Annotated in this window: 19 protein-coding genes; 9 read left to right on the top strand and 10 right to left on the bottom strand. The window is 70.3% G+C overall.

Going from position 1 to position 22,674, the window contains the following annotated elements:
- Positions 1-67 precede the first annotated feature (67 nt).
- The 5 genes from ACFOGJ_RS26805 (at position 68) to ACFOGJ_RS26785 (ending at position 4,120) form a co-directional block, all read left to right on the top strand.
- On the top strand, positions 68-1,300 hold the full coding sequence (locus ACFOGJ_RS26805; protein ID WP_379906346.1) for a polyhydroxyalkanoate depolymerase: 1,233 nt from the start codon (positions 68-70) through the stop codon (positions 1,298-1,300).
- The gene (locus tag ACFOGJ_RS26800; protein WP_379906345.1) at positions 1,297-1,776 is read left to right on the top strand and encodes a YcgN family cysteine cluster protein; all 480 of its coding nucleotides are present in this window, start codon (positions 1,297-1,299) and stop codon (positions 1,774-1,776) included. Before ACFOGJ_RS26805 ends, ACFOGJ_RS26800 begins: the two co-directional genes overlap by 4 nt.
- Before the next feature lie 5 nt (positions 1,777-1,781).
- The gene (locus ACFOGJ_RS26795; protein WP_379906344.1) at positions 1,782-2,732 is read left to right on the top strand and encodes a class I SAM-dependent methyltransferase; all 951 of its coding nucleotides are present in this window, start codon (positions 1,782-1,784) and stop codon (positions 2,730-2,732) included.
- A 105-nt stretch (positions 2,733-2,837) separates the two neighbouring features.
- Positions 2,838-3,539, top strand: a complete 702-nt coding sequence (gntA, locus tag ACFOGJ_RS26790; RefSeq protein WP_379906343.1) for a guanitoxin biosynthesis heme-dependent pre-guanitoxin N-hydroxylase GntA — start codon at positions 2,838-2,840, stop codon at positions 3,537-3,539.
- Complete coding sequence (locus ACFOGJ_RS26785) at positions 3,536-4,120, top strand: DUF1989 domain-containing protein (protein WP_379906342.1); 585 nt, start codon at positions 3,536-3,538, stop codon at positions 4,118-4,120. The genes gntA and ACFOGJ_RS26785 overlap by 4 nt, the downstream gene beginning before the upstream one ends.
- 21 nt (positions 4,121-4,141) lie before the next feature.
- Here the strand turns inward: ACFOGJ_RS26785 and ACFOGJ_RS26780 are convergent, their stop codons facing one another.
- A complete protein-coding gene (locus tag ACFOGJ_RS26780; RefSeq protein ID WP_379906341.1) occupies positions 4,142-4,567 on the bottom strand; it encodes a VOC family protein in 426 nt (141 codons plus the stop codon).
- Positions 4,564-5,460 carry an endonuclease/exonuclease/phosphatase family protein gene (locus ACFOGJ_RS26775; protein WP_379906340.1) on the bottom strand — a complete coding sequence of 299 codons (897 nt, stop codon included), beginning with the start codon at positions 5,458-5,460 and terminating at the stop codon, positions 4,564-4,566. Before ACFOGJ_RS26775 ends, ACFOGJ_RS26780 begins: the two co-directional genes overlap by 4 nt.
- Positions 5,461-5,718: 258 nt before the next feature.
- Here ACFOGJ_RS26775 and ACFOGJ_RS26770 point away from each other — a divergent pair, with 258 nt between their 5' ends.
- Entirely contained in the window at positions 5,719-6,435 is a 717-nt protein-coding gene (locus ACFOGJ_RS26770) for a M48 family metallopeptidase (RefSeq protein WP_379906339.1), read from the top strand.
- A 30-nt stretch (positions 6,436-6,465) separates the two neighbouring features.
- Here the strand turns inward: ACFOGJ_RS26770 and ACFOGJ_RS26765 are convergent, their stop codons facing one another.
- The 5 genes from ACFOGJ_RS26765 to ACFOGJ_RS26745 form a co-directional block, all read right to left on the bottom strand.
- Positions 6,466-8,550 carry a transglycosylase domain-containing protein gene (locus ACFOGJ_RS26765; protein WP_379906338.1) on the bottom strand — a complete coding sequence of 695 codons (2,085 nt, stop codon included), beginning with the start codon at positions 8,548-8,550 and terminating at the stop codon, positions 6,466-6,468.
- A 38-nt stretch (positions 8,551-8,588) separates the two neighbouring features.
- Complete coding sequence (egtB, locus tag ACFOGJ_RS26760; RefSeq protein ID WP_379906336.1) at positions 8,589-9,932, bottom strand: ergothioneine biosynthesis protein EgtB; 1,344 nt, start codon at positions 9,930-9,932, stop codon at positions 8,589-8,591.
- 62 nt (positions 9,933-9,994) lie between these two features.
- Positions 9,995-11,335: a dihydroorotase gene (locus tag ACFOGJ_RS26755; protein WP_379906335.1), complete on the bottom strand. Its 1,341-nt coding sequence runs from the start codon at positions 11,333-11,335 to the stop codon at positions 9,995-9,997.
- A 23-nt stretch (positions 11,336-11,358) separates the two neighbouring features.
- On the bottom strand, positions 11,359-12,564 hold the full coding sequence (locus tag ACFOGJ_RS26750; protein ID WP_379906334.1) for an ABC transporter permease: 1,206 nt from the start codon (positions 12,562-12,564) through the stop codon (positions 11,359-11,361).
- 30 nt (positions 12,565-12,594) lie between these two features.
- Entirely contained in the window at positions 12,595-13,311 is a 717-nt protein-coding gene (locus tag ACFOGJ_RS26745; RefSeq protein WP_379906333.1) for an ABC transporter ATP-binding protein, read from the bottom strand.
- A gap of 224 nt (positions 13,312-13,535) precedes the next feature.
- Here ACFOGJ_RS26745 and ACFOGJ_RS26740 point away from each other — a divergent pair, with 224 nt between their 5' ends.
- Genes ACFOGJ_RS26740 through ACFOGJ_RS26730 form a run of 3 tightly spaced genes read left to right on the top strand, consistent with a single transcriptional unit; the run spans position 13,536 to position 17,036 of the window.
- A complete protein-coding gene (locus ACFOGJ_RS26740) occupies positions 13,536-13,766 on the top strand; it encodes a hypothetical protein (protein WP_379906332.1) in 231 nt (76 codons plus the stop codon).
- A 37-nt stretch (positions 13,767-13,803) separates the two neighbouring features.
- A complete protein-coding gene (locus tag ACFOGJ_RS26735; protein WP_379906331.1) occupies positions 13,804-15,225 on the top strand; it encodes an MFS transporter in 1,422 nt (473 codons plus the stop codon).
- A complete protein-coding gene (locus ACFOGJ_RS26730; protein WP_379906330.1) occupies positions 15,222-17,036 on the top strand; it encodes an efflux RND transporter periplasmic adaptor subunit in 1,815 nt (604 codons plus the stop codon). The genes ACFOGJ_RS26735 and ACFOGJ_RS26730 overlap by 4 nt, the downstream gene beginning before the upstream one ends.
- A 54-nt stretch (positions 17,037-17,090) precedes the next feature.
- Here the strand turns inward: ACFOGJ_RS26730 and ACFOGJ_RS26725 are convergent, their stop codons facing one another.
- The 3 genes from ACFOGJ_RS26725 to ACFOGJ_RS26715 all read right to left on the bottom strand — a co-directional run bounded on the left by ACFOGJ_RS26725 (position 17,091) and on the right by ACFOGJ_RS26715 (position 22,602).
- Entirely contained in the window at positions 17,091-18,476 is a 1,386-nt protein-coding gene (locus tag ACFOGJ_RS26725; RefSeq protein ID WP_379906390.1) for a TolC family protein, read from the bottom strand.
- A gap of 368 nt (positions 18,477-18,844) precedes the next feature.
- On the bottom strand, positions 18,845-21,295 hold the full coding sequence (gene gyrB / locus ACFOGJ_RS26720; protein ID WP_379906329.1) for a DNA topoisomerase (ATP-hydrolyzing) subunit B: 2,451 nt from the start codon (positions 21,293-21,295) through the stop codon (positions 18,845-18,847).
- Between the two features lie 14 nt (positions 21,296-21,309).
- Positions 21,310-22,602 carry a DNA replication/repair protein RecF gene (locus ACFOGJ_RS26715; RefSeq protein WP_379906328.1) on the bottom strand — a complete coding sequence of 431 codons (1,293 nt, stop codon included), beginning with the start codon at positions 22,600-22,602 and terminating at the stop codon, positions 21,310-21,312.
- Positions 22,603-22,674 lie beyond the last annotated feature (72 nt).

Below are 22,674 nucleotides of genomic sequence, written 5' to 3'. Positions count from 1 at the left end.
AGATTGCGCGGCGCCGCGTGGCAGCCCCGTCCGGACGGGCCGGCGCGGCGACGAAAAGGCAGAACCAATGCTCTACCACCTGCACGAACTGCAGAACGCGTCGATGACACCGTGGCGATGGGCCGCCGAAGCGAATACCTATGCGTTCCGCAATCCCTACAACCCGGTCAGCTTCACCCCGGTCGGCCGGGCAATCGCGGCGGGAAGCGCGATCTTCGAGCGCGCCACCCGCCCCTACGGCAAGCCGGTGTTCGACCTGACGGAGACAGAGGTCGACGGCCGCGTCGTCGCCGTGCGGGAACGCGACGTGCTGCGCAGGCCGTTCTGCCACCTGAAATACTTCAAGCGCTTCGGCAGCGCGTTCCGGCACGATCCGAAGATCCTTCTGGTGGCGCCGATGAGCGGCCACTACGCCACCCTGCTGCGCGGCACGGTGGAGGCCCTGCTGCCGAACCACCGCGTCTTCATCACCGACTGGCGCGACGCACGCGACGTGCCGCTGTCGGAGGGTGCCTTCGACCTGGACGACTATATCGACTACCTGATCTCGTTCATGGAGTTCCTGGGCCCGCGCACCACGGTCATGGCGGTCTGCCAGCCGTCGGTGCCGGTGCTCGCCGCGGTCAGCCTGATGGCGGCGCAGGAGCATCCCTGCAGCCCCGCGGCGATGGTCCTGATGGGCGGGCCGATCGACACCAGGCGCAACCCGACGGCGCCCAACGACCTGGCCCAGTCGCGCAGCCTTGCCTGGTTCGAGAACACGGTGATTACCCGGGTCCCGCTGCCCTATCTGGGCTTCATGCGGCGGGTCTATCCGGGTTTCCTGCAACTGACCGGCTTCATGACCATGAACCTGGACCGCCATGTCGGCGCGCAGATGAAGCACTATCGGCACCTGGTCCAGGGCGACGGCGACAGCGCCCAGGCCCACCGGGACTTCTACGACGAATATCTCTCGGTGATGGACCTGCCGGCGGAATTCTACCTGCAGACCATCCAGAAGGTGTTCCAGGAACACCAGCTGCCCCGCGGCGTGATGACCAGCCGCGGTCGCCCGGTCGATCCGTCGCGGATCCGCCGTACGGCACTGATGACGGTGGAAGGCGAGAAGGACGACATTTCCGGCCTGGGCCAGACCGAGGCGGCGCAGGACCTCTGTTCCGCGATCCCCGACGGCCGGCGGCTGCACTATGTGCAGCAGGGGGTCGGGCATTACGGCGTGTTCAATGGCCGCCGCTGGCGCACCGAGATCGCGCCGCGGATCGCCGCCTTCATCCGCGACGTGCAGGCGGCCCGTTGACCGGCCCTGCCGCATCGGATGGCCCCGTCCCGGCGGATGTCGCCGACGCGCCGTTCTGGCGCCGCAAGACCCTGGCGCAGATGTCGGCCGCGGAATGGGAAAGCCTCTGCGACGGCTGCGGCAAGTGCTGCCTGCACAAGATCGAATGGGCCGACACGCGCGAGATCGAATACACCAATGTCGCCTGCCGGCTGTTCGACAGCGGCAGCTGCCGCTGCACCGACTATCCGAACCGCAAGGCCAAGGTCCCCGACTGCGTCGTGCTGACCCCGGCCGTGATCGACAGCCTCCACTGGATGCCCTCCACCTGCGCCTACCGGCTGGTGTCCGAGGGCCAGGACCTGCCCGCCTGGCATCACCTGGTCTGCGGCGACCGGGAGGCGGTGCATCGGGCCGGAATCGGGGTGCGCGGCCTGACCCTGTCGGAAGACGAGGCCGGCGACCTGGAAGACCATATCGTCGACTGGATCGAGTGAGCCGGATGTCGCCGCCGCAGCCGCCGCACCCGCCGCCGCCGCGCGGCAGCGAAAGCCGGCCGGAGGCGGTGCGGCGACCGCCGGCCGGGCGACTGGCCCCGCCGGTGCGGAGTGCCGATGCGGATCGCCCCTCGCCGCCGCCGGAGGGCTTCTATGACGGGCTGGCCGCTGTCTACCACCTGATCTATCCGGACTGGCCGCTTGCCCGCCGGCACCAGGGCGAAGTCTTCGCCGCATTGCTGGAAGGCGAAGGGATCGCGCCGGGCGCGGAGATCCTGGACTGCGCCGCCGGCATCGGCACCCAGGCGCTGGGGCTGGCGGCGGCGGGCTACCGGGTGACGGCAACCGACATCAGCCCCGCCGCGCTGCAGCGGCTGGCGGCTGAGGCGCGGCTCCTGCACTTGCCGCTCCAGGCGCGGGCCAGCGACATCCGTGCGCTGGGTGCGATGATCCGCAATCCGCGCGATGCGGTGCTGGCGATCGACAATGCGATCCCGCACCTGCTGTCCGAACACCAGATCATCGTGGCCCTGCGGGCCCTGGCCGCCGTGCTGCGCCCGGGCGGTCTGCTGCTGCTCAGCATGCGCGACTTCGACCGTTGCCTGGACGAGGGCGAGCGTCCCTTCGGCGAGGGTCCATTCATCCACGAGGGCCCGCCGCGCCGCATCCTCTACCAGGTCTGGGACTGGCAGGACGAGCGCCTCTACGACGCCCATCTCTACATCACCTGGCGCGATGAGCAGGCCAACGGGGACCAGGCCGGCGGGGACCGCGCCGACGGACCCCGCGACGGTCCCGGCAGCTGGAAGGTACATCACGGCGTCACCCGCTACCGCGCCCTGCGCCGCGCGGAGCTGGCCCGCATGGCCCGGTCAGCAGGCTTCAGCCAATGCAGCTGGATGATGCCGGAGGAGAGCGGCTTCTTCCAGCCGGTGATGATCGCCCGCCGGCAATAGGCGCCGCCGCAGCCAAGCCCGCCGCTGGAACCAACGCCCCGCCCTTGCCGTTCACCTCCGCGCCGCGCCTGGCAACGCCGGTGCGGATCCAGCAAGGAGGAAGGGATGACCCTGACAGTAGACCTGTCGTCGACCGGGCGCGGGACGGACATGACCGCCCGCTTCCGGCGCTTCGTGGAAGAACGGAGCTTCCCCTGCGTCGGCGCCAAGGCGGCGCTGGGCCGCGACGGCATGGAGTTCTATGTCGGCCGCTCGCTCACCGACCGGCGCGACGACGGTGCCCTGCTGCTGGCCCTGTACCGCTTCGTCGAGCGCTATCGCCGCGCACCGACGCCGTTCCGGTCGTTCGTCGCGATCTTCGAAGGCCCGCGCCTGTCCGGCGAGGCGGCGTTCGAGCGCGCCCTCTGGCAGCGCCTGGCATCGATGCACCGGCTGGACAGCCGGAACAATCCCTGGGATCCGCGGGTGTCCGACGATCCCTCCTCGCCCCATTTCAGCTTCAGCCTGCGGTCGGAGGGGTTCTTCGTCGTCGGCCTGCATGGCGCCGCCAGCCGGCTGGCGCGGCGCTTTCCCCACCCGACCCTGGTCTTCAACCCGCACGACCAGTTCGAGATGCTGCGGCAGGCGCAGAGATTCGACCCGCTGCGGCTGGCGATCCGCCGCCGCGATACCGGCCTGCAGGGCGGCCCCAACCCGATGGCCACCTCCTACGGCGAGGCCAGCGAGGCGCTGCAGTACAGCGGCCGGCGGGTCGGCGCCGACTGGCGCTGTCCGTTCCACGCCGCCGGACGGGGGGCCTCCGCATGACGGCCCAGGTGATCCCGCCGCGGTCTGGCACCGCCTTCGTCCTGCAGCGCGGTCAGCGGCTGACGGTGATCGACCCGGAGGGCGAGCAGGTCTCCGACATGGTGGCCTTCGCCCTGGAGGATCAGGACGAGGCGATCTCCTCCGGCCGGACCCTGGACTATGCCAGCCGGCTGTTCCTGACCGCCGGCGATCCGCTCTATTCCAACCGCAGCCGGGTGATGCTGCAGATCGAGCGGGACGATGTCGGACGCCACGACTTCCTCCTGACACCCTGCAGCGCCGACACCTTCCGCATCATCTACGGCCATGACCGGCCCCATCGCGGCTGCCTGGGCAACCTGGCCGAGGCGCTCGCCCCCTGGGGCATCGGCGAGGACCGGATCCCCGTCGCCTTCAACATCTTCATGCATGTCGATATCGACGGGACCAGCGGCGCGCTGAAGGTCCTGCCGCCGAAAAGCCGCGCCGGGGACCGGATCGTGTTCCGCGCGGAAACCGACCTGCTGATCGGCCTGACCGCCTGTTCCGCGGAACAATCGAACAACTTCGCCTTCAAGCCGATCCACTACCGGATCGACTGATGCCGGCCGCGGCAGGGCGGCTCAGTGCGCGAACACCTGGCTCATGTCGGCGAAGGCCTTGATCTCCAGCGCATTGCCGGCCGGGTCGCAGAAGAACATCGTGGCCTGTTCGCCCACCTCGCCCTTGAACCGGATATGCGGCTCGATGATGAAGGCGGTGCCGGCAGCCTGCAGGCGATCCGCCAGATCCTGCCAGCTGGCCATGTCCAGGATCACGCCGAAATGCCGCACCGGCACCTGGTCGTCGTCGACGGCGTTGCGCGCCGCCGGCCGCACCTCGCCGGGGGCCAGATGGGCGACGATCTGGTGGCCGTAGAAGTCGAAATCGACCCATTCGTCGGAGGAGCGGCCCTCCGGGCAGCCCAGCAGACCGCCATAGAAGGCGCGGGCGCGGGCAAGATCGTCGACCGGGAAGGCGAGATGGAACAGCGGGGTCGCGGCGGTCATGGCTGGGATCGGCTTTCAAGGGTGACGAACAGCGGGTAATGATCGCTTCCCTGCGCGGCGCTGTCGATCCAGGCGCGTTCGACCCGGCCGGCCAGGCCGGCATCCAGGAAGCAATAGTCGATGCGCGCCTCGGCTTCCGGGCCCAGGGCATAGGTGCGGTCCGCCCCCTGCGCCACACCGCGGGCGCGGGCGATGTCCCAGGCGTCCACCAGGAACGACCCGTCCGGCGCCGCGTCATGGCCGGCCGTCGCCGCGGGCGCCAGCAGCCGGGGGTAGTTCGCCTCCTGCGGGGTGAAATTGAAATCGCCCAGCACCGCGACCGACTGCGGCACCTCGAACGGGCCGTAGCCGAGGAACTCCATGAGCGGCGAGGTGCCATCCCAGGGCCGGCCGGCGGCCGCGGCACCGGCGACGATGTCGCGCAGGGTATCGACCTGCAGGCGGCGCTGTCCGGGCGCAATATCGCTGAGATGGACGCTGTAGACCCGCAGCGGCAGCCCCGGCACCTCGATCACGCCTTCCAGCGCCACGCGCTGCAGGTCGAAGCTATCCGGCGGCGTGGCCTTGGGCAGCGGCACGGTGCGGGCATGGCGGATCGGCCAGCGGCTGAGGATCGCGTTGCCGAAGGTGGAGCGGCGCTGCACGATCCCACCTTCGGAATCCCGGGTGGAAGCATCCAGGCTGAGCATCGGCCCGAACACCGCATGCCGGTCGAGCCGCGTCGCCAGGGTGGCCAGCTGGTCCTCGTGGCCGGTCTGCGGCCAGCCCTGGGTGACCTCCTGCAGGCAGACGATGTCCGCCGCGGCAACGGCATCGGCCAGGCGCGCCATGTCGTAGCGGCCGTCGGTGCCGATGCCGAAATGCATGTTGTAGCTCGCCAGGGTGACCGGCATCGCGATGGCGCTCCCGGGACGGGTCGTGGTGAAAACGTCTTCGCCGTTGCCAACCTTTTCACTGTCGCCAACGTTTTCACTGTTGCTGGGAACGGCAGCCCTTAGCGGCCCCGCAGCCACCGGCAAAGAGGACATTAAGCCGCGCAGGCGCCGCATCGTCGACCGCCATGGACCCTCTGGCAGGGACCCTCTGGCCGGCCCGCGAATCGCGGTAGACTGCGGCTCATGGGCCATATCGCGCCGATCCGCGCAGAGTTGGTGAACGACAGGGTCGCGGTGACCCTGCCGTGCGGCACCGCCATGCGCCTGCCGCTGGTATGCCGGCGCAACCCGCGGGCCCGGCGGGCCCAGCTGCGGGTCGACAGCGCGCGCCGGCATGTCGCCCTGACCCTGCCGCCCGGCTTCCGGCAGGCGCAGGCGGAGATCTTCCTGCAGCGCCATGCCGGCTGGCTGGCCAGCCAGATCGCCGCCCTGCCGCCCGCCCGCCCGTTCCGCGACGGGGTGGAACTGGCCTATCGCGGCGAACCCGTCCGGATCCGCCACGATCCCGCACTGCGCGGCACGGTCCTGCTGGGCGATGGTGAGCTGGTTGTCGGCGGCGCCGCGGAGTTCGTGCCCCGCCGCCTGTCGGACTGGCTGCGCGGCCAGGCGCGGGCGGAACTGTCGCGGATCGCCATGGACCTGGCGGCCGGCATCGACCGGCGCCCGCGCCGTGTCGCTGTCCGCGAACTCCACAGCCGTTGGGGCAGCTGCGCACCGAACGGCAATCTGAGCTTCGCCTGGCGTCTGATCCTGGCCCCGCCGGAGGTACTGACCTATGTCGCCGCGCACGAGGTCGCCCATCTGCGCCATGCCAATCATGGCCCTGCCTTCTGGGCCCTGGTGCGGGAGATGATGCCGGCAACGGACGTCGCGCGGCGCTGGCTGCGGGAGAACGGGTCGCGGCTGTTCGCCTATGGTGCCGAGGCGGCCTGAAGCTCGCGGCCAGCCGGCCGCCGCGACGGGTCACGAACCGGCGCGTGACATGAAGTCCTGCCAGATGCCGGCCGGCACGCTGCCGCCGGTCACGCCCTCCATCGGCCGGCCGTCGTCGTTGCCGGTCCAGACGCCGGCGACCAGCGCGGCCGTATAGCCGATGAACCAGGCGTCGCGATAGTCGGAGCTGGTGCCGGTCTTGCCCGCCACCGGCCGGTCCAGGCGGGCGGCCCGCCCGGTGCCCCTGTCGACCACCGCCCGCAGCATGGCGGTCATCTCGGCCGCATCCTCCCCGGCGACCAGCCGGCCGAGGCCGGAACCGGACCGTTCATAGACCAGGCTGCCGTCGCGCCGGCGCACCTCGGCGATCGCGTAGGGCAGCACCGCCTGTCCGCCGCTGGCGAACACGGCGTAGGCGGTGGTCAGCTCCAGAAGGGTGGCCTCCGCCGCGCCCAGTGCGATCGCCGGCAGCGGCTGCATGGCCGCAGAGATGCCCAGGCGCTGCGCCGCCTCCACCACCTTGTCCCGGCCCACCGCCTCCGACAGGGCGACGGTGGCGGCGTTGACGGAGCCGGCCAGCGCCTCGGTCAGGGTGATCTCGCCGCGGTAGCGGCCATCATAGTTCTCCGGCTGCCAGCCCCCGACCGTCAGGGGCGCATCGGCCACCAGGTCGTCCGGCGCATAGCCCGCCTCCAGCGCGGCCAGGTAGACGAAGGGCTTGAACACCGATCCCGGCTGCCGCAGCGCCTGGGTCGCCCGGTTGTAGGCGGAGCGGGCATGGTCGGTCCCGCCGACCATCGCCAGCACCGCCCCGTCGGGGCGCATCGCCACCAGGGCGGCCTGACCCACATCGCGGTTCGCGGCCGCCGCCACACCCTCGCGCACGGCGCGCTCCGCCGCGGCCTGCAGGCGCGGGTCCAGGCTGGTCCGGACGATCAGGTCGTCGCCATGGCGGCCGACGAACTGCTGCAGCTCCTCCAGGACCCAGTCGGTGAAGTAGCGGACCCCGCGTGTCTCCCCCAGGGCGGCGATCGGTCGGGCCGGATCCGCCGCCGCTGCCCGGGCCGCGGCCCGGTCGATGAAGCCGGCCTCCACCATGTTCTCCAGCACCGCGTCGGCCCGCGCCTGCGCGCCGGCGAGATTGCCGGTCGGCGCCCAGCGCGAGGGTGCCTTCAGGAGCCCGGCGAGCATCGCGCTCTCCGCCAGGTCGAGGTCGGCCGGCAGCTTGCCGAAATAGCGGGCCGCGGCCGCGCCGACACCGTAGGCGCCGGCGCCGAAATAGACCCGGTTCAGGTAGAGATCCAGGATCTGCCGCTTGTCGAACTGCAGTTCCAGCCAGACCGCCAGCATCGCCTCCTGCACCTTGCGGCGCAGGGTCCGGTCCGGCTCCAGGAACAGGTTCTTGGCCAGCTGCTGGGTGATGGTCGAGCCGCCCTGCACGATGCGACCGGCCCAGATATTCACGGCCAGGGCGCGCGCCACGCCGACCGGATCGATGCCCGGATGCTGGAAGAAGCGCCGGTCCTCTGTTGCCAGCACCGCCTCCACGAAGCGGGGCGCCATCGCGTCCAGCGGTGTATGGGCGCCATAGAGGGCCCCATAGCGTGCGAGGACGGTGCCGTCATCGCCGGTGACGACGACCGCCGGCCCGTCGGACGGGCTGGCGGCGGCCAGCAGTTCCGAGGTGCGGGGCAGGTCGTAGGCGAACCAGGCGAGCAGCGCCAGCGCCGCGACCGCCAGCCAGACACTGGCGACGATGCCCCATTTCAGCAGCAGCCGGCCGAAGCCGCGACGGCGCCTGTCGCGCGGCGCGGTCCCGGCGGCCCGGCGACGGCCGCCTGCGCCGCCGCCCCGTTCGCCCGTCTTCTGCCCAGTCGGTTTCCGCCCGCCCGCCTTCGGCCCGTCCGCCTTTCGCGGCGCCGCTGGCGCCGGTCGCTTCGCGGTTCCGCCTGTCGCCGACTTGTCCTTGGATGGTGTCGCTGTGCGCCGCGATGCCGGCGGCCCGGCGGCCCGGCCGGCTCCCGCTGTACCGCGGCCGCGCTTCGGCCGGCCGGAAGTGCCGGACGGACCGGAACCGTCGGGCGGGCCGCCGCGGCGCCTGCCCCCTGCAGCCATCGCTCAGCCGGACAGGACGGGCATGTCCGACCGGCCCCTCATGCGTCGCCGGCGAGGCGCAGGCCCATCACCTGCCAGCGCTGGTGGGGATAGAAGAAGTTGCGGTAGCTGGGCCGGACATGATCGTCCGGGGTGACGCAGGAGCCGCCCCGCAGGGTCATCTGGTTGCACATGAACTTGCCGTTATATTCGCCCACCGCACCGGTCGCCGGTCGGAATCCCGGATAGGCGGCATAGGCGGTCTGGGTCCATTCCCAGACATCGCCGAACATCTGCTGCAGCGGGCCCTCGGCCGCGCTGCCGACGGCGCGCGGCTGCAGGGCGCCGCTGCCCAGGGTATTGCCCTCCGCCGCGCGGCCGCGGCTGGCGCTGCGGGTGGCATGCTGCGCCGCATGCTCCCACTCCGCCTCGGTCGGCAGGCGGGCGCCAGCCCAGCGGGCGAAGGCATCCGCCTCGTAATAGCTGACATGGGCCACCGGCGCCGACGGATCGACCGGTCCGCGGCCGCGCAGGGTCAGGGCGCTCCATTCGCCCTGACCCTCGTCGCGCCAGTAGAGCGGCGCCTGCCAGCCCTCCTCCTGGGCCCGCGCCCAGCCGTCGGAGAGCCAGAATTCCGGCCGGCGATAGCCGCCATCCTCCATGAAGGCGCGCCACTGCGCATTGCTGACCGGCCGGCGCGCCAGCTGGAAGGGGCGCAGCAGAACCTCATGCAGCGGCCCTTCGCAGTCGAAGGCGAAGCCGTTGCCGTCATGGCCGACGCGGACGATGCCGCCCTCGAAATCGGCCCATCCGCCATCGCCCTGCGGCCCGCCCTCCGCCACCGGCAGGGCCGTGTCGAGATAGGCCGGGTCGGTCGGGTTGCACGAGAAGGCGTGCAGCAGGTCGGTCAGCAGCAGTTCCTGGTGCTGCTCCTCGTGATGCAGGCCAAGTTCCACCAGCGCCCGCAGTTCCGCATGGCCGGCGGTCCGTGCGTCGATCAGGTCGCGCATCGCCGCATCGACGTGGTCGCGATAGGCGAATACGCGGTCCACCGACGGCCGGGTCAGCATGCCCCGCGCCGGCCGCGGATGCCGCGCGCCCACCGTCTCATAGTAGGAATTGAAGAGATAGCCGAAGGACGGGTCGAACGGGTCGTAGCCCGCCAGCGAAGGCTGCAGCAGGAAGGTCTCGAAGAACCAGGTGGTGTGCGCCAGGTGCCATTTCGCGGGGCTGGCATCGGTCATGCTCTGCACCACCATGTCCTCCGCCGAAAGCGGCGCCACCAGCTGCAGGCTGCGCCGCCGGACGGCATCGAACCGCTCCGCCAGCGGCACCCCCTCGCTGCCGGCGCCGATCCGTTCGATCGCCATGCTCCCGGCCTCTCGGACTTGCGCTTCGCTCATCATCCGGCCTCCGTCCGCCGTGAATGGTCCTGCGGATTGTCCTGCCGCTCCGGCAAGGATCGTCAGAGCGGCCGCGTCGGCAATGTCTCCACGAAGCGGCAGGGCCTGCCCAGCCCCGGCGCCAGCAGTTCGTCGTCACGCATGACGACCTGGCCGCGGATCACGGTCATGACCGGCCAGCCGGACACATTCATGCCCGCGAAGGGCGACCAGCCGCAGCGGGATGCCAGCCAGTCTTGCTCGATTCGGCGTTTGGCGCCCAGGTCGACGATGGTGAAGTCCGCGTCATAGCCGACCGCGATACGGCCCTTTCCGGCGATGCCGTAGATCCGCTGCGGCCCGGCCGATGTCAGGTCGACGAACCGTTCCAGGCTTAACCGTCCCGCGGCGACATGGTTCAGCATCAAGGGCACGAGGGTCTGCACGCCGGGCATGCCCGACGGCGTGGCGGGATAGTCCTTCGCCTTCTCTTCGGCCGTGTGGGGGGCATGGTCGGAGCCGATCACGTCCACCACCCCGTCCGCCACCGCCTGCCAGAGCGCTGCGCGATGATGCGCGTCGCGGATCGGCGGGTTCATCTGGGCGTGGGTGCCCAGTTCGGCATAGCAGTCCGGCGCGGCCAGGGTCAGATGTTGCGGCGTCACCTCCACCGTCGCCAGGTCCTTGAACTCGGCAAGCAGCGCCATCTCCTGCGCCGTCGTGATGTGCAGGACATGGATCCGGCGGCCGGCCGCGGAGGCCAGATGCAGGATCCGCCGGGTGGCGCGGATCGCCGTTTCCTCGTCCCGCCAGACCGGATGCGTTTCCGGCCGGCCGGCTTCCGCCAGGTCCTTGCGGGCGGTCAGCCGCAGATCGTCTTCCGCATGGATGGCGATCCGGCGGACGCCGCTGCGCAGCGCCCGCGCCAGGCCGCCATCGTCGGGCAGCAGCAGGCCGCCGGTGGAGGAGCCCATGAAGATCTTCACGCCGCAGACGCCGGGCAGGCGCTCCAGCGCGCCCAGCAGGTCCGCATTGCCGCCGGTGGCGCCGACGAAGAAGGCATGGTCGACATGGGCGCGGCCGGCCGCGCGGTCCAGTTTGTCCTGGATGGCGGCGGCGTCGACGGTCTGCGGCGCGGTGTTCGGCATCTCGAACACGGCCGTCACGCCGCCCATCGCGGCAGCGCGGGTGCCGCTCTCCAGATCCTCCTTGTGGGTGGCGCCAGGCTCGCGGAAATGCACCTGGCTGTCGATCACGCCGGGAAGCACCGTCAGCCCGGAGACCGAGATCCGCTCCGCCGCGGCGGCGCCGCCCAGGTCGCCGATGGCGGCGATGCGGCCGTCGCGGATACCGATCGCCGCCGGGCCGCGGCCGGACGGCGTGACGATCTCGCCGTCGGTGAGAAGAAGGTCGAAGTCGGGCATCGGCAGCTCGCCAGGCGGGAGGGTCAGGACCGCAGCGCTTCGATCGGGTCCAGCCGCGAGGCCTGAAGCGCCGGATAGTATCCGAAGAAGATGCCCACGATGACGGAAACCACAAGCCCCAGCAGGACCGCCGTCTCCGACACGATGAAGCCATAGCCCTGCGAGGCGGCGAAGCCGTAGGACGCGGCCATCCCCAGCACGCAGCCGATCACCCCGCCGAAGAAGGACAGGACGATCGACTCCACCAGGAACAGCAGCTGGATGTCCAGCGGACGGGCGCCGATCGCCATGCGCAGGCCGATTTCGTGCCGGCGTTCGCTGACCGACACGATCATGATGTTCATGACGCCGATGCCGCCCACGATCAGCGAGATGCTGCCGATCGCGCCCAGCAGCAGGGTGAACATCTGCGCCTGGGCCTCCATCTGCGCGATCAGCTGCTGCGCCGTCTGCACCTGCGCACTGCGCGGCGGCTGCATGCCCTGAAAGAAACTGTTGATCGAATCGGACACCTCCTGACGGACATTGGTGGAGGACATCCGCCCGATGATGTTCGTGATGCCCTCGAAATTGCCCAGCCGCGGCGTGGCCTGGATCGGGATGAAGATCGAGCCGTTCACATAGACCGGGATCATCGGGTTCTGGTCGTAGCTTTCCAGGATGCCGACCACCGTGAAGGGCAGGGAGCCGATCAGGATGGTGTCGCCGGGCTTGGGCGGCGCGACCGGCGGGCCGCTGCCGCTGCGCTGCAGGGTCCGCTGGTAGACATTGGCGCCGAGCACCGCGAACGGCAGGTTGCCGTCGAACGGCGAGATGAAGCGTCCCTGGGTGAGCCGCAGCTTCGCGACGTCGGCAAAAGTGTCGCTGGCGCCGGTGACGATCCCCTGCAGGTCGACATCCTTGTAGCGGGTGGTGCCGCCGGACTGCACCACCGGCGCAGCGATGGTCAGGTGCGGCACCTGCTTCTGGAAGGCGTCGAAATCGGCAAAGCCGAACGGCCCGGCATTCTGGCCGGAACTGCGGCCGACGCTGACCGTCACGATGTCGGTGCCCATCTTCTCGAAGGAGCGCAGCGCCTCGACCGCGACGATCTTGCCGACATTCATCATCGCGATCACCGAACTGGTGCCGATCACCAGCCCGATCAGGGCCAGCACGGTGCGCTGCTTGGAGGCGGCGAAGTTGCGCAGCGCCTCGGCCAGGAGCTGCAGGAGCACGGTCATGTTCATTGCGCCATCCCGGATCCGGCCTGCCGGTGCTCAGCCGGCCGCCGCAACGGCCGTGCGATGGCGGAACTCGCCCTCGTCGTCGATCAGCAGGCCGTCGCGCACCACCAGCCGGCGGTCGCAGGCCTCCGCGACCGACGGGTCGTGGGTGATGATCACGACGGTGATCCCCTGCTCCCGGTTCAGCTGCTTGAACAGGGCCAGGATCTCGTCCCCTACCCTTGTGTCCAGCGCGCCGGTCGGTTCGTCCGCCAGCAGCAGCTCCGGCTGACCGACGATCGCCCGGGCGATCGCCACCCGCTGGGCCTGGCCGCCGGACATTTCCGAAGGCTTGTGGTTCGCCCGCTCCGCCATGTCGACCTTTGCCAGCGCCGCCTCCGCGCGGGCCAGCATCTCACGCCGCGGCACCTGGCGGTAGAACAGCGGCAGGCCGACATTCTCCACCGCCGTGACCTTCTTCAGCAGGTGATAGGACTGGAAGACGAAGCCGATCGACCGGTTGCGGATCCGCGCCATGTCGTTGGCGCCGAGGCTGTCGACGGAACGTCCCTGGATCCGGTAGGTGCCCGCCGTCGGCTTGTCGAGCAGGCCGACAATGTTCATCAGGGTCGACTTGCCGGACCCGGACTGGCCCATGATCGACACCATCTCCCCCTTCTCCACCGTGAAGGAGATGCCCTTAAGCACCTCCAGCGCGATGTCGCCGGTGAAGTAGGTCTTGCGGATATCCTCGAGCTCCAGCAGCGCCATGGCGCGATTATCTGCATCCGCCCGGCACTTGGCCAGAGTGACCCGGGCGGGGCGGTCCGGGCGGGGTGGGCCGGCCGCCCCCTTTGCTGCGCCTGCACGGCGCGACTATCATCGCCCCGTGCGGCGAGGGGCGATGACGAAGGCAGGGCGTGACGGTTGCGAGCACGAACATGGCGGCCGGCCGGCAAGGCCGGCGCTCCCGGTCGGTCGTCGTGGCGACTGGCATGACCGCCAGCGTCCTGGCGATGGCCCTGGGCCTGTCCGCCTGCGGCGGCAATGTCATCACCCGCTGGTCGACCGTCTGGGTCGATGTGCGCCCGAACCCGACGGCGCTGGAGGTGGCAAAGGCGGACTGCGCGGCGGCGGCGGAGCGGCCGGACGCCGCCGACGATGCCATGGCCTATTGCATGGAGCGGCACGGCTGGGTCGCGATGCAGGACCCCCTTTTGAAATGAGGCAGCCTGCGCCCATGGTCATCCGGAGCCGGCGTCGATGAACCGGGTCGTCATCGCCTGCCTGCTGGTCGGTCTGGCGGCCGGTTTCGCGTTCGCGGCCACAACGCAGCTGATCGACCTGGCCCGGCAGGCGGCGGGCACCTCCGGCTTCGTCATCGGCGTGCTGGCGACCTCCGTCCCGGTGGCGGCGTTCGGCGGTGCCCTGCTCTGCGGCCCCCTGGCGGAGATCGTCGGACGGCGCTGGGCGCTGCTCGGCGCCGCCTGCCTGCTCATCCTCGGCAGCCTCTTGTCGGCGCTGGCCGGCACGGTCAGCGACCTTGCCTTCGGCCGCATGGTGCTGGGCGCCGGGATCGGCCTGGCCTGGGTCGCCGCGCCGATGATCCTGTCGGAAGCCTCGCGCGCGGAAAACCGCGGCCGCATGGTGACCCTGTTCTTCGTCGGCTTCGGCACCGGCATCCTGGCGATGGCCGTGCTGCAGATCTTTGCCGACTATGCCGCGACCTGGCGGCTGGCCTTCTGGATCGTCTGCGGCCTGTCGGTCGCATCGTTGGTCGCGGCGTGGTTCAGCCCGCCCTCGCCCTACTGGCTGTTCCTGCGCGGCGACCATGACGCCGGCCGCGCGGTGCTCGGCCGGCTGGGCTGGCCGGCAGGCATGGCGGAGCCGAAGGCCGACAAGATCGTCGCCAATGTCCGTGCCGGGGAACGCCTGCGGCTGCTCTCGCCGATGGTGCGGCCGGTGCTTTTCCTGACCGGCGCACTGATGCTGATGGACCAGGTCACCGGCAGTTCCAACGTCCTGTTCAACAGCTCCCTGGTCGACGGCCTGAACGTGGAGCAGTACCAGCTGCTTGTGGCGGCCGGGAACCTGCTGACCACCCTGATCGTCTTCGCGCTGATCGACACGGTGGGCCGCCGGATCCTGCTGCTGATCGGCCTCGCCGCCGCCGCCGTGGCGATGCTGGTGATGGCCGGCGCCCTTATGTACGTGACCTCGCCGCTGATCCAGGGGGTGATCGTGGCGATCGCCGTCTGCGCGGTGACCCTCAGCCTGGGCCCGATCCCGGTCCTGCTGACCTGCGAACTGATGCCGCTGCATGTCCGCACCATGGGCATCCCGATCATCCTGTCGCTGAACTTCCTGTTCGACCTGCCGATCGTGTTCAGCTACCAGGTCGCCGCCGATTCCCTGGGCTCCGCACCGCTGTTCCTGGCCTATGGCATCGCTACACTGATCGGCCTCGCCCTGCTCTGGCGTGTCGTGCCGGATCCCCGCCGGCAATCGCTGGAGCATATCGAGCGCTACATCCGCAGCGGTCGCGCGATCCGCGGCCTGCGGGCGGGCGGGCAGGCCGATGGCGGGGAAGAGGATTCCACCGCCGGACCGGGCCGCGCGCCCGCACTGGGCGGTAGCCATGCCGCCGGGCCGGCCACCCCGCAGCTCGGCGGGCAACGGCCATGACGGCCGGCGCGGCAGGCGACGGCGCCGCCGACGGTGCCGCCGATCCGGAAGCCCTGCTCTCCCGCGAGGATGTCGGCATCCTGCTGGTGCGCGACGCTGACGGGCTGATCGAGCGCTGCAATGCCCGCGCGGCGGCGCTGATGGGGCTGCCGGCCGACCGCCTCGCCGGCCATCGGCTCACCGGCGTTGCCGGCAATTTCGCCCGTTTTGCGGCAGCGGCCTATGGCCCGCAGGCGCCGCCGCCGGGGGAGACACGAAGGGTCGAACTGCCGCGCGGCGCCCTCGATGTCGACCGGGTGGCGACCGAAGGCGGGCTGACGGCGGTGCGTTTCCGCCCGGCGCCGGCCGGCGCTGCCGCGGCGGGGACCGCCGGCGGGGAGGCCATCGCGGCCGAGGCCGATTCCCAGAACCGCCAGATCGCCGAGGCCTATCGCCGGTCGGTGGCGGAGAATGCCGAGCTGCGCACGGCCGCCACCCTGGGCAACCGCTCCCGCATCATGGCCACGGCCGCGGTGATCGGCATCTTCCTGTTCGTCGGCGGCTGGTCGTGGATGGCCACGCAGCTCAACGTGCAGGATCTGGATCAGGTCCTGGGCCTGGATGGCGGCGGCGCCAGCACGCGGCTGCAGGTGATGCAGGTCACGGCCCAGCCGCTGACCAACGCCGTCAATCTGACCGGCACCCTGGAGCCGGGCCGGGTGGTGAACCTGGTGGCCCCCTTCGCCGGGCAGATCCGGGAGATGAGCTTCACCTATGGCGAACGGGTGGAGAAGGGCAAGGTCCTGCTGTCCCTGGACACCGACGATGTCGAGGTCCAGCTGCGCGATGCGGAGACGGCGCTGATCCAGGCCCGGCAGAAGCTGGACGAGGTTCGCAACTGGCAGACCAGCAGCAGCGTCACCTCCGCTCAGCGGTCGCTGGAACAGGCGCAGATGTCGCTCTCCCAGTCGCAGCAGAACTACCAGCAGACCAAGGCCCTGTACGAGAAGGGCATCGTCTCGCAGCAGGAACTGACCTCGGCCAACAGCACCTTCCAGAATGCCCGGGTCTCGGTCAGCGGCGCGAAGGAGGCCCTGGACGCCGCCAGGAAGCAGGGCAACAAGGAGGCCCTGGAAGTCGCCCGGCTCGCCTTCGAGAATGCGAAGTTCAAGTATGACAGCCTGAAGAAGAAGGTGTCGGAGGCGGAGGTCAAGGCACCGGTCAGCGGCATCGTGCTCCGCCCCGTCCAGGCGGGACGGAGCGGCGGCGCCGGCAGCAACGAGGGCTCCGGCATCCTGGCGGTCGGCGCGCCGGTGACCGCCAACCAGATCCTGCTGTCGGTCGGCGACCTGGAGACCCTGTCGATCTCCGCGCAGGTCTCGGAATACAATATCGGCTCGATGAAGACCGGGCTGAAGGTGGATGTCACCAGCGACGCCCTGCCCGGCACCACCCTTCATGGCGAGGTGACCTCGGTTTCCTCACAGGCCTCCTCCGGCTCCGGCTCCGTGCCGACCTTCGGCACCACGATCACCGTGAAGTCGATGACCGACGAGGCGCGTCAGAAGATCCGGGTCGGCATGTCCGCCAACCTGCAGGTGATCATCTACCGCAATCCCTCTGCCCTGGTGGTGCCGGTCAATGCCGTGCTCGGCGGCCCCGGCAATGCCCGGGTGCTGGTGGTCGAGGGCGGCACGGGCAGCGATCCGAAGCCGGTCGACGTCAAGCTCGGCCAGCGCACCGCCAGCGGGATCGAGATCACCTCCGGCCTGAAGGCGGGGCAGAGCGTGGTGACCAATGCCTCCCGGGCCACCGTCACGGCCGCGAACTGACGGCAGCGCGCCGACGTGCCCCGGAACCGACGGGGGCCATCGCCGGCGGCGCGGCTACGGCCGGTCGAGGTCCAGCGGCCCGGTCTGGAACGGCACCTCCACCCGCCAGGTATCCAGGGTCTGGCCCAGGGACTGGTCCAGGGTGGTCAGCGCGTTCAGGTAGCTGATCCGCGCCTGCAGCTCGCTGACCTGCGCCTGCACATAGGAATTCTCGTAGGTCAGGACCTGGAAGTTGGTCGAGCGGCCGTTCAGCAGCTTGACCCGCTCCGTCTCCAGCTGCTGGCGGGCGAGTTCGAGCGCCACCCGCGACTGCTGGAGCTGGCGATACAGGATCTCCACGTTGCGGACGGCGTTCAGGATGTCGGTGCGCAGGCTCTGCCGGTTGTCCTCCAGCGCCAGCTGCTGCTGGCGCATGCCGACCCGGGCGGAAACCAGGGTCTGGTCGCGCTGCTGGTCGTTCAGCGGGATGGTGAGGGTCAGGCCGATCGTCTCGTTGTCCTGGGTCTGGTAGCCGGCGCCACGGGGAACGAAGGTGCTGTCCGCCGTGCCGGTATAGCTCCCGGAGGCCGTGATGTTCAGCGACCAGAGATAGTTGTTCTCCGCCGATTCCAGGCTCAGCCGCGCATTCTCCAGGCTGAGCTGGGCCTGCCGGTAGCCGGGATTGCTGTCCAGCGCGATCTGGAACAGCCGGTCCACGTCCAGGGTCACCGCCGGCGTATCCAGGCTCTCCGTCGGCACGATCTCGACATCTTCCGGCAGATCGAGCTGGTTCAGCAGGGTGAGCCGCGCATTGTCCAGGCTGTTGCGCGCCTGGGACAGCGAGATCTCGTTCTGCGCCAGGCTGAAGTTCGACTGCACGATATCCTGCGCCGCCATGCGGCCGGCATCGATCAGCGCCTGGTTCACCGCCACCTGCTGGCGGGCGCGTTCCAGCGCCTGCTGCTGGATCTTCACGTTCTCGCTCTGCTGGATCAGGCTGCGGTAGTTCTGGATCACCGAGGTGATCTGGCTGATCAGGGTGCTGCGCAGGCCCCAGGTCGCATTCCGGTTGGTGATCCGGGCCTGCAGGATCGGGATCCGGTTGACGTCGATGCCGCCGCCCTGCAGCAGGGGCAGGGTCAGGCTGAAGCTCGGATTGCTGGCATAGCTGTTGACGCCATTGGCGCTGGTCCCGGTATTGCTCCAGTTGAAGGTGAAGCTGCCGCCCAGGGGGGTGTTCCAGGTGACCGACGGGTTCACCTGCCAGGTGGTGGTGTTGCTGATCGTGTCGCTGGTGTCGCGGTTGCGGCTGAACTGCGGGCCGACCGTGATCGAGCCTGTGGGCACGAAGCGGTCTTCCTGCAGGATCAGGCTGTACTTCGCCGTGATCCGGTTCAGGTAGGCGCTGCGGATGCTGCGGTTGTTGCGCAGCAGCAGCAGGACCGCATCGGCGAGCGACATGCTGACCACGCGGCGATCGGCCGGACCGGCATCGCTGCGGTTCGAGGCCGCGCCCCCGTCCAGCGCCCAGGGCGGAATCGCCCCGGTCGCGGCCGTCCCGGAGGATTGCGGCCCGGATGATTGCGGCCCGGATGCCTGCTGGGCCAGTGCCGCGGGCAGGCCGGCACCGAGCGCCGCAACGCAGGCCAGGACCGGCAGGAAGGCCCCCGCCCGGCCCAGGATGACGGCCGCGCCCGCGCCGACCCGGCGGCACGCGTGCCGGCCGCGGTCCCGCTGCCCGATCCTGCCCGATCGCCCCGTTTCGCCCGACGTCCCCATCGCCCGCCAGGGTAGCCGATAAGGCCCGGCGGACGACAGGTTCCGGACGCTCAGATGTCCAGGTTCTCGACGGTCAGTGCGTATTTCTGGATGAAGTCGCGGCGCGGCTCCACGACATCGCCCATCAGGGTTTCGAAGATGTTGTCGGCGGTATCGTCGTGCTCGACCTTGACCTGCAGCAGACGCCGCGCCTCCGGGTCCAGGGTGGTCTCCCACAGCTGGCCCGGATTCATCTCGCCCAGCCCCTTGTAGCGCTGCAGGCTGAGCCCCTTGCGGCCGGCCGCGATCACCGCGTCCAGCAGGCCGACCGGTCCGTCGACCCTGCGCCGGTCCTCTTTCCGCTCCAGCACGGAAGGCTTTTCGAACAGGCCCTCGAATTCGCGCGACAGATTGTTGAGCCGCCGTGCCTCGGCGCTGTTCAGGAAGGCGCGATCCAGGATGTAGGTCTCGGTATAGCCGCGCAGGGTGCGGGAGATCTGCACCGCGCCATCCTCCCGCGGGCGCCCCTGCCAGCCGCGGTCCAGCGGATCAGCCAGTTCGTCCATGCGGGCCGCCAGGGCCTGCATCGACGCACCCGCTGCCTCGTCCTCCGCCCCGGTCGCAGTGGCGAGCGGGCCCTCCGGGTCCAGCAGTCCCATCACCGCCGCCTGCTCCACCATCCGGGTGTTGTAGCGCATCGCGATGCTGTCCAGGATCCGCTGCACGCCGCGCGCCTGCTCCACCACCTCGCGCAGGTCCGCGCCGGCCCGCTGGGCGCCGCCGTCCAGGGTCAGGATCGCGCCGTTCAGCCCGTCGCCGATCAGGAAATCCTCCAGCTCGCGCTCGCCCTTCAGGTAGGTCTCGGACTGGCCGCGACGGGCCTTGAACAGGGGCGGCTGGGCGATATAGAGGTGCCCCGCCTCGATGATCGGCCGCATGTGCCGGTAGAAGAAGGTCAGCAGCAGGGTACGGATATGGGCGCCGTCGACATCGGCGTCCGTCATGATGATGATCTTGTGGTAGCGCAGCTTGTCGAGATCCAGCTCGTTCTCGCCGAAGCCGGTGCCCAGCGCCGTGATCAGGGTGCCGATCTCCTGCGAGGACAGCATCCGGTCGACCCGCGCCCGCTCCACGTTCAGGATCTTGCCGCGCAGCGGCAGCACGGCCTGGAAGCCGCGGTCGCGGCCGGTTTTCGCCGAGCCGCCGGCGGAATCGCCCTCCACCAGGAACAGCTCGGCCTTCGACGGGTCGCGCTCCTGGCATTCGGCCAGCTTGCCGGGCAGGTTGGCCACGTCCAGCGCGGTCTTCCGCCGCGACAGCTCGCGCGCCTTTCGGGCGGCCTCGCGCGCGGCGGCGGCCTCGGCCACCTTGCCGATCACCGCCTGCGCTTCCTTCGGATGCTCCTCGAACCAGATCGCCAGCCGCTCCGCGATCAGCGATTCCACCGCCGGCCGCACCTCGCTGGAGACCAGCTTGTCCTTGGTCTGGCTGGAGAATTTCGGATCCTGCACCTTCACCGACAGGACGCAGGTCAGGCCCTCCCGCGCATCCTCGCCCGACAGCGCCACCTTGTACTTCTTCAGGATGCCCGACGACTGGGCATAGCTGTTGATGCAGCGGGTCAGCGCCGCGCGGAAGCCGGCGGAATGGGTGCCGCCGTCGCGCTGCGGGATATTGTTGGTGAAGCAGAGGACGTTCTCGTGGAAGCCGTCGTTCCATTGCAGCGCGGCATCCACCTCGATGCCGTCGCGACTGCCGCCAATGGCAATCGGCCCTGCATGAAGGGGCGACCGGTTGCGATCCAGATACTGGACGAAGGCGGAGACGCCGCCTTCGTAGCGCAGCTGCATCTCCTGCGGCTCGATGCCGCGTTCGTCCCGCAGGGTGATCGACACGCCGTCGTTCAGGAAGGCGAGTTCCCGCAGGCGATGGCCCAGGGTCTCGTAGTCGAACTCCGTCATGGTGAAGATCTTCGGCGAAGGCAGGAAGCGCACCTCGGTCCCGCGCTTGCCCTCTGCCGGTCCCAGTTCCTGCAGCGGCCCCTCGGGCTCGCCGTCGTGGAACCGCATGCTCCAGGTCTTGCCGGCGCGCCAGATCGTCAGGTCGAGGGTGGTCGAGAGCGCGTTGACCACCGACACGCCGACGCCGTGCAGCCCGCCGGACACCTTGTAGGAATTCTGGTCGAACTTACCGCCGGCATGCAGCCGGGTCATGATCACCTCGGCGGCGGAGACGCCTTCTTCCGGGTGGATGTCCACCGGGATGCCGCGGCCATTGTCGCGGACGGTGCAGGAGCCGTCGGCGTTCAGCACCACCTGGATCGAATCGCAATAGCCGGCCAGCGCCTCGTCGATGGCATTGTCCACCACCTCGTACACCATGTGATGCAGGCCGGAGCCGTCGTCGGTGTCGCCGATATACATGCCCGGCCGCTTGCGGACCGGCTCCAGACCCTTCAGGACCGAAATGGCACTGGAATCGTAGTTCTCACCCTGGTCCGTCGGACGCGCGGATTCATTCATGGCCTAGCACTTCCCTAACTCACCGCATCGCCGCCGGTACCGGCGGCCGCGATCTGTCCATCCTGGACCTGCAGCACCTGCACATCGCCCGCGAGCTCCTCGAACAGGGCGGCGTCGGTGCCTGTCATCCAGGTCTGCATGCCCGGTTCGGCCAGGACGGCGAACAGGGCTGCACGGCGCACCCGGTCAAGGTGCGCGGCAATCTCGTCCAGCAGCAGGACCGGGCCCCAGCCACGGGCCTGCCGCACCATGCGCGCATTGGCCAGCACGATGGCGATCAGCAGCGCCTTCTGCTGGCCGGTCGAACAGCCGGCCGCCGGCGCGCCGCTCTCCGCCTGGTGCACCAGCAGGTCGGTGCGGTGCGGACCCGACCGGGTCAGCCCCGCCTCGCCATCCACCGGCCGCGATCGCGCCAGATGCGCGCGGTAGCGATCCTCCACCGCCACCGCCGGGGCTTCGTCCAGCCAGCTCTCGACCTCGCCGTCCAGCGCCACCAGGGCGCGCGGGAAAGGGCCCTCGGCCTCTGCGAGCGCGAGCCCCAGGCGGTCGATGCCGTCGCGCCGGGCGGCGGCGACGGCCACCGCCTGTTCCGCCATCCGCGCCTCCAGCGCGGCGAACCAGCGGGCATCCCCGCGGCCGGCCTTCAGCAGCCTGTTGCGTTCGCGCATCGACTGCTCGAAGGCGACGACCCGCCGCGCATGGGCCGGGTCGAAGCCATAGACCAGCCGGTCCAGGAAGCGCCGGCGCGCCGATGCCCCCTCGACGAACAGCCGGTCCATCGCCGGGGTCAGCCAGAGCATCGGCAGGCGGTCGGCGAATTCCGCCATCGGCCGGCCGGCCACCCCGTCGATGCGCGTCTCCCGCCGTTCGCTGCCATCCGGCATGCGCCGCAGGCCGATCCCCAGCTGGGCCTCCAGTGGCGGCGCCGCGACAGCGGCACCGCCGGGCGGCGGCGGTGGCGGCATCGCGACCCGCGCGCTCACCGCCCAGCCCGACGGCGCCCCATCCCTGTCGCCGGCGGATTCCGGCAGATGCGCCCCGGGCAGGATCTCGCCCAGCGCCGCGCCGCGCAGCCCGCGCCCGGGGGAGAGCAGCGAAACCGCCTCCAGCAGGTTCGTCTTGCCGGCCCCGTTCGGTCCCACCAGCACGACCCGGCCGGCCTTCACCCGCAGATGCGCGGCGGCGTAGTTGCGGAAGGCCGTGAGCCGCAGATCGACGATCCCCAGGGGATGCGCCCCCGCAGACCCCGGCGCCGGACGGCCGGCCCCGCCGGACTGTGCAGCCGGCGTGCCTTGCTCCGAAGACACCTGCTCCGGAGGCCCCAGCTCCGGTGACACCGGGGGGCCGTTCGCGATCGCCGGCAGCGCCACGCCCATGCC

The sequence above is a fragment of the Marinibaculum pumilum genome (genome assembly GCF_042646425.1).
In the GTDB taxonomy this organism is placed as follows: Bacteria; Pseudomonadota; Alphaproteobacteria; order Ferrovibrionales; family Ferrovibrionaceae; genus Marinibaculum; species Marinibaculum pumilum.
Note: the sequence above shows the minus strand (reverse complement) of the source record. Positions and strands in the feature narration are given on the sequence as shown.

Coding starts and splice junctions, on each gene's coding strand:
- ACFOGJ_RS26805 (WP_379906346.1), top strand. CDS start 68: ATGCTCTACCACCTGCACGAACTGCAGAACGCGTCGATGACACCGTGG.
- ACFOGJ_RS26795 (WP_379906344.1), top strand. CDS start 1,782: ATGTCGCCGCCGCAGCCGCCGCACCCGCCGCCGCCGCGCGGCAGCGAA.
- gntA (WP_379906343.1), top strand. CDS start 2,838: ATGACCCTGACAGTAGACCTGTCGTCGACCGGGCGCGGGACGGACATG.
- ACFOGJ_RS26785 (WP_379906342.1), top strand. CDS start 3,536: ATGACGGCCCAGGTGATCCCGCCGCGGTCTGGCACCGCCTTCGTCCTG.
- ACFOGJ_RS26780 (WP_379906341.1), bottom strand. CDS start 4,567: ATGACCGCCGCGACCCCGCTGTTCCATCTCGCCTTCCCGGTCGACGAT.
- ACFOGJ_RS26775 (WP_379906340.1), bottom strand. CDS start 5,460: ATGCCGGTCACCCTGGCGAGCTACAACATGCATTTCGGCATCGGCACC.
- ACFOGJ_RS26765 (WP_379906338.1), bottom strand. CDS start 8,550: ATGGCTGCAGGGGGCAGGCGCCGCGGCGGCCCGCCCGACGGTTCCGGT.
- egtB (WP_379906336.1), bottom strand. CDS start 9,932: ATGAGCGAAGCGCAAGTCCGAGAGGCCGGGAGCATGGCGATCGAACGG.
- ACFOGJ_RS26755 (WP_379906335.1), bottom strand. CDS start 11,335: ATGCCCGACTTCGACCTTCTTCTCACCGACGGCGAGATCGTCACGCCG.
- ACFOGJ_RS26750 (WP_379906334.1), bottom strand. CDS start 12,564: ATGAACATGACCGTGCTCCTGCAGCTCCTGGCCGAGGCGCTGCGCAAC.
- ACFOGJ_RS26745 (WP_379906333.1), bottom strand. CDS start 13,311: ATGGCGCTGCTGGAGCTCGAGGATATCCGCAAGACCTACTTCACCGGC.
- ACFOGJ_RS26740 (WP_379906332.1), top strand. CDS start 13,536: ATGACCGCCAGCGTCCTGGCGATGGCCCTGGGCCTGTCCGCCTGCGGC.
- ACFOGJ_RS26735 (WP_379906331.1), top strand. CDS start 13,804: ATGAACCGGGTCGTCATCGCCTGCCTGCTGGTCGGTCTGGCGGCCGGT.
- ACFOGJ_RS26730 (WP_379906330.1), top strand. CDS start 15,222: ATGACGGCCGGCGCGGCAGGCGACGGCGCCGCCGACGGTGCCGCCGAT.
- ACFOGJ_RS26725 (WP_379906390.1), bottom strand. CDS start 18,476: ATGTCGCTCGCCGATGCGGTCCTGCTGCTGCTGCGCAACAACCGCAGC.
- gyrB (WP_379906329.1), bottom strand. CDS start 21,295: ATGAATGAATCCGCGCGTCCGACGGACCAGGGTGAGAACTACGATTCC.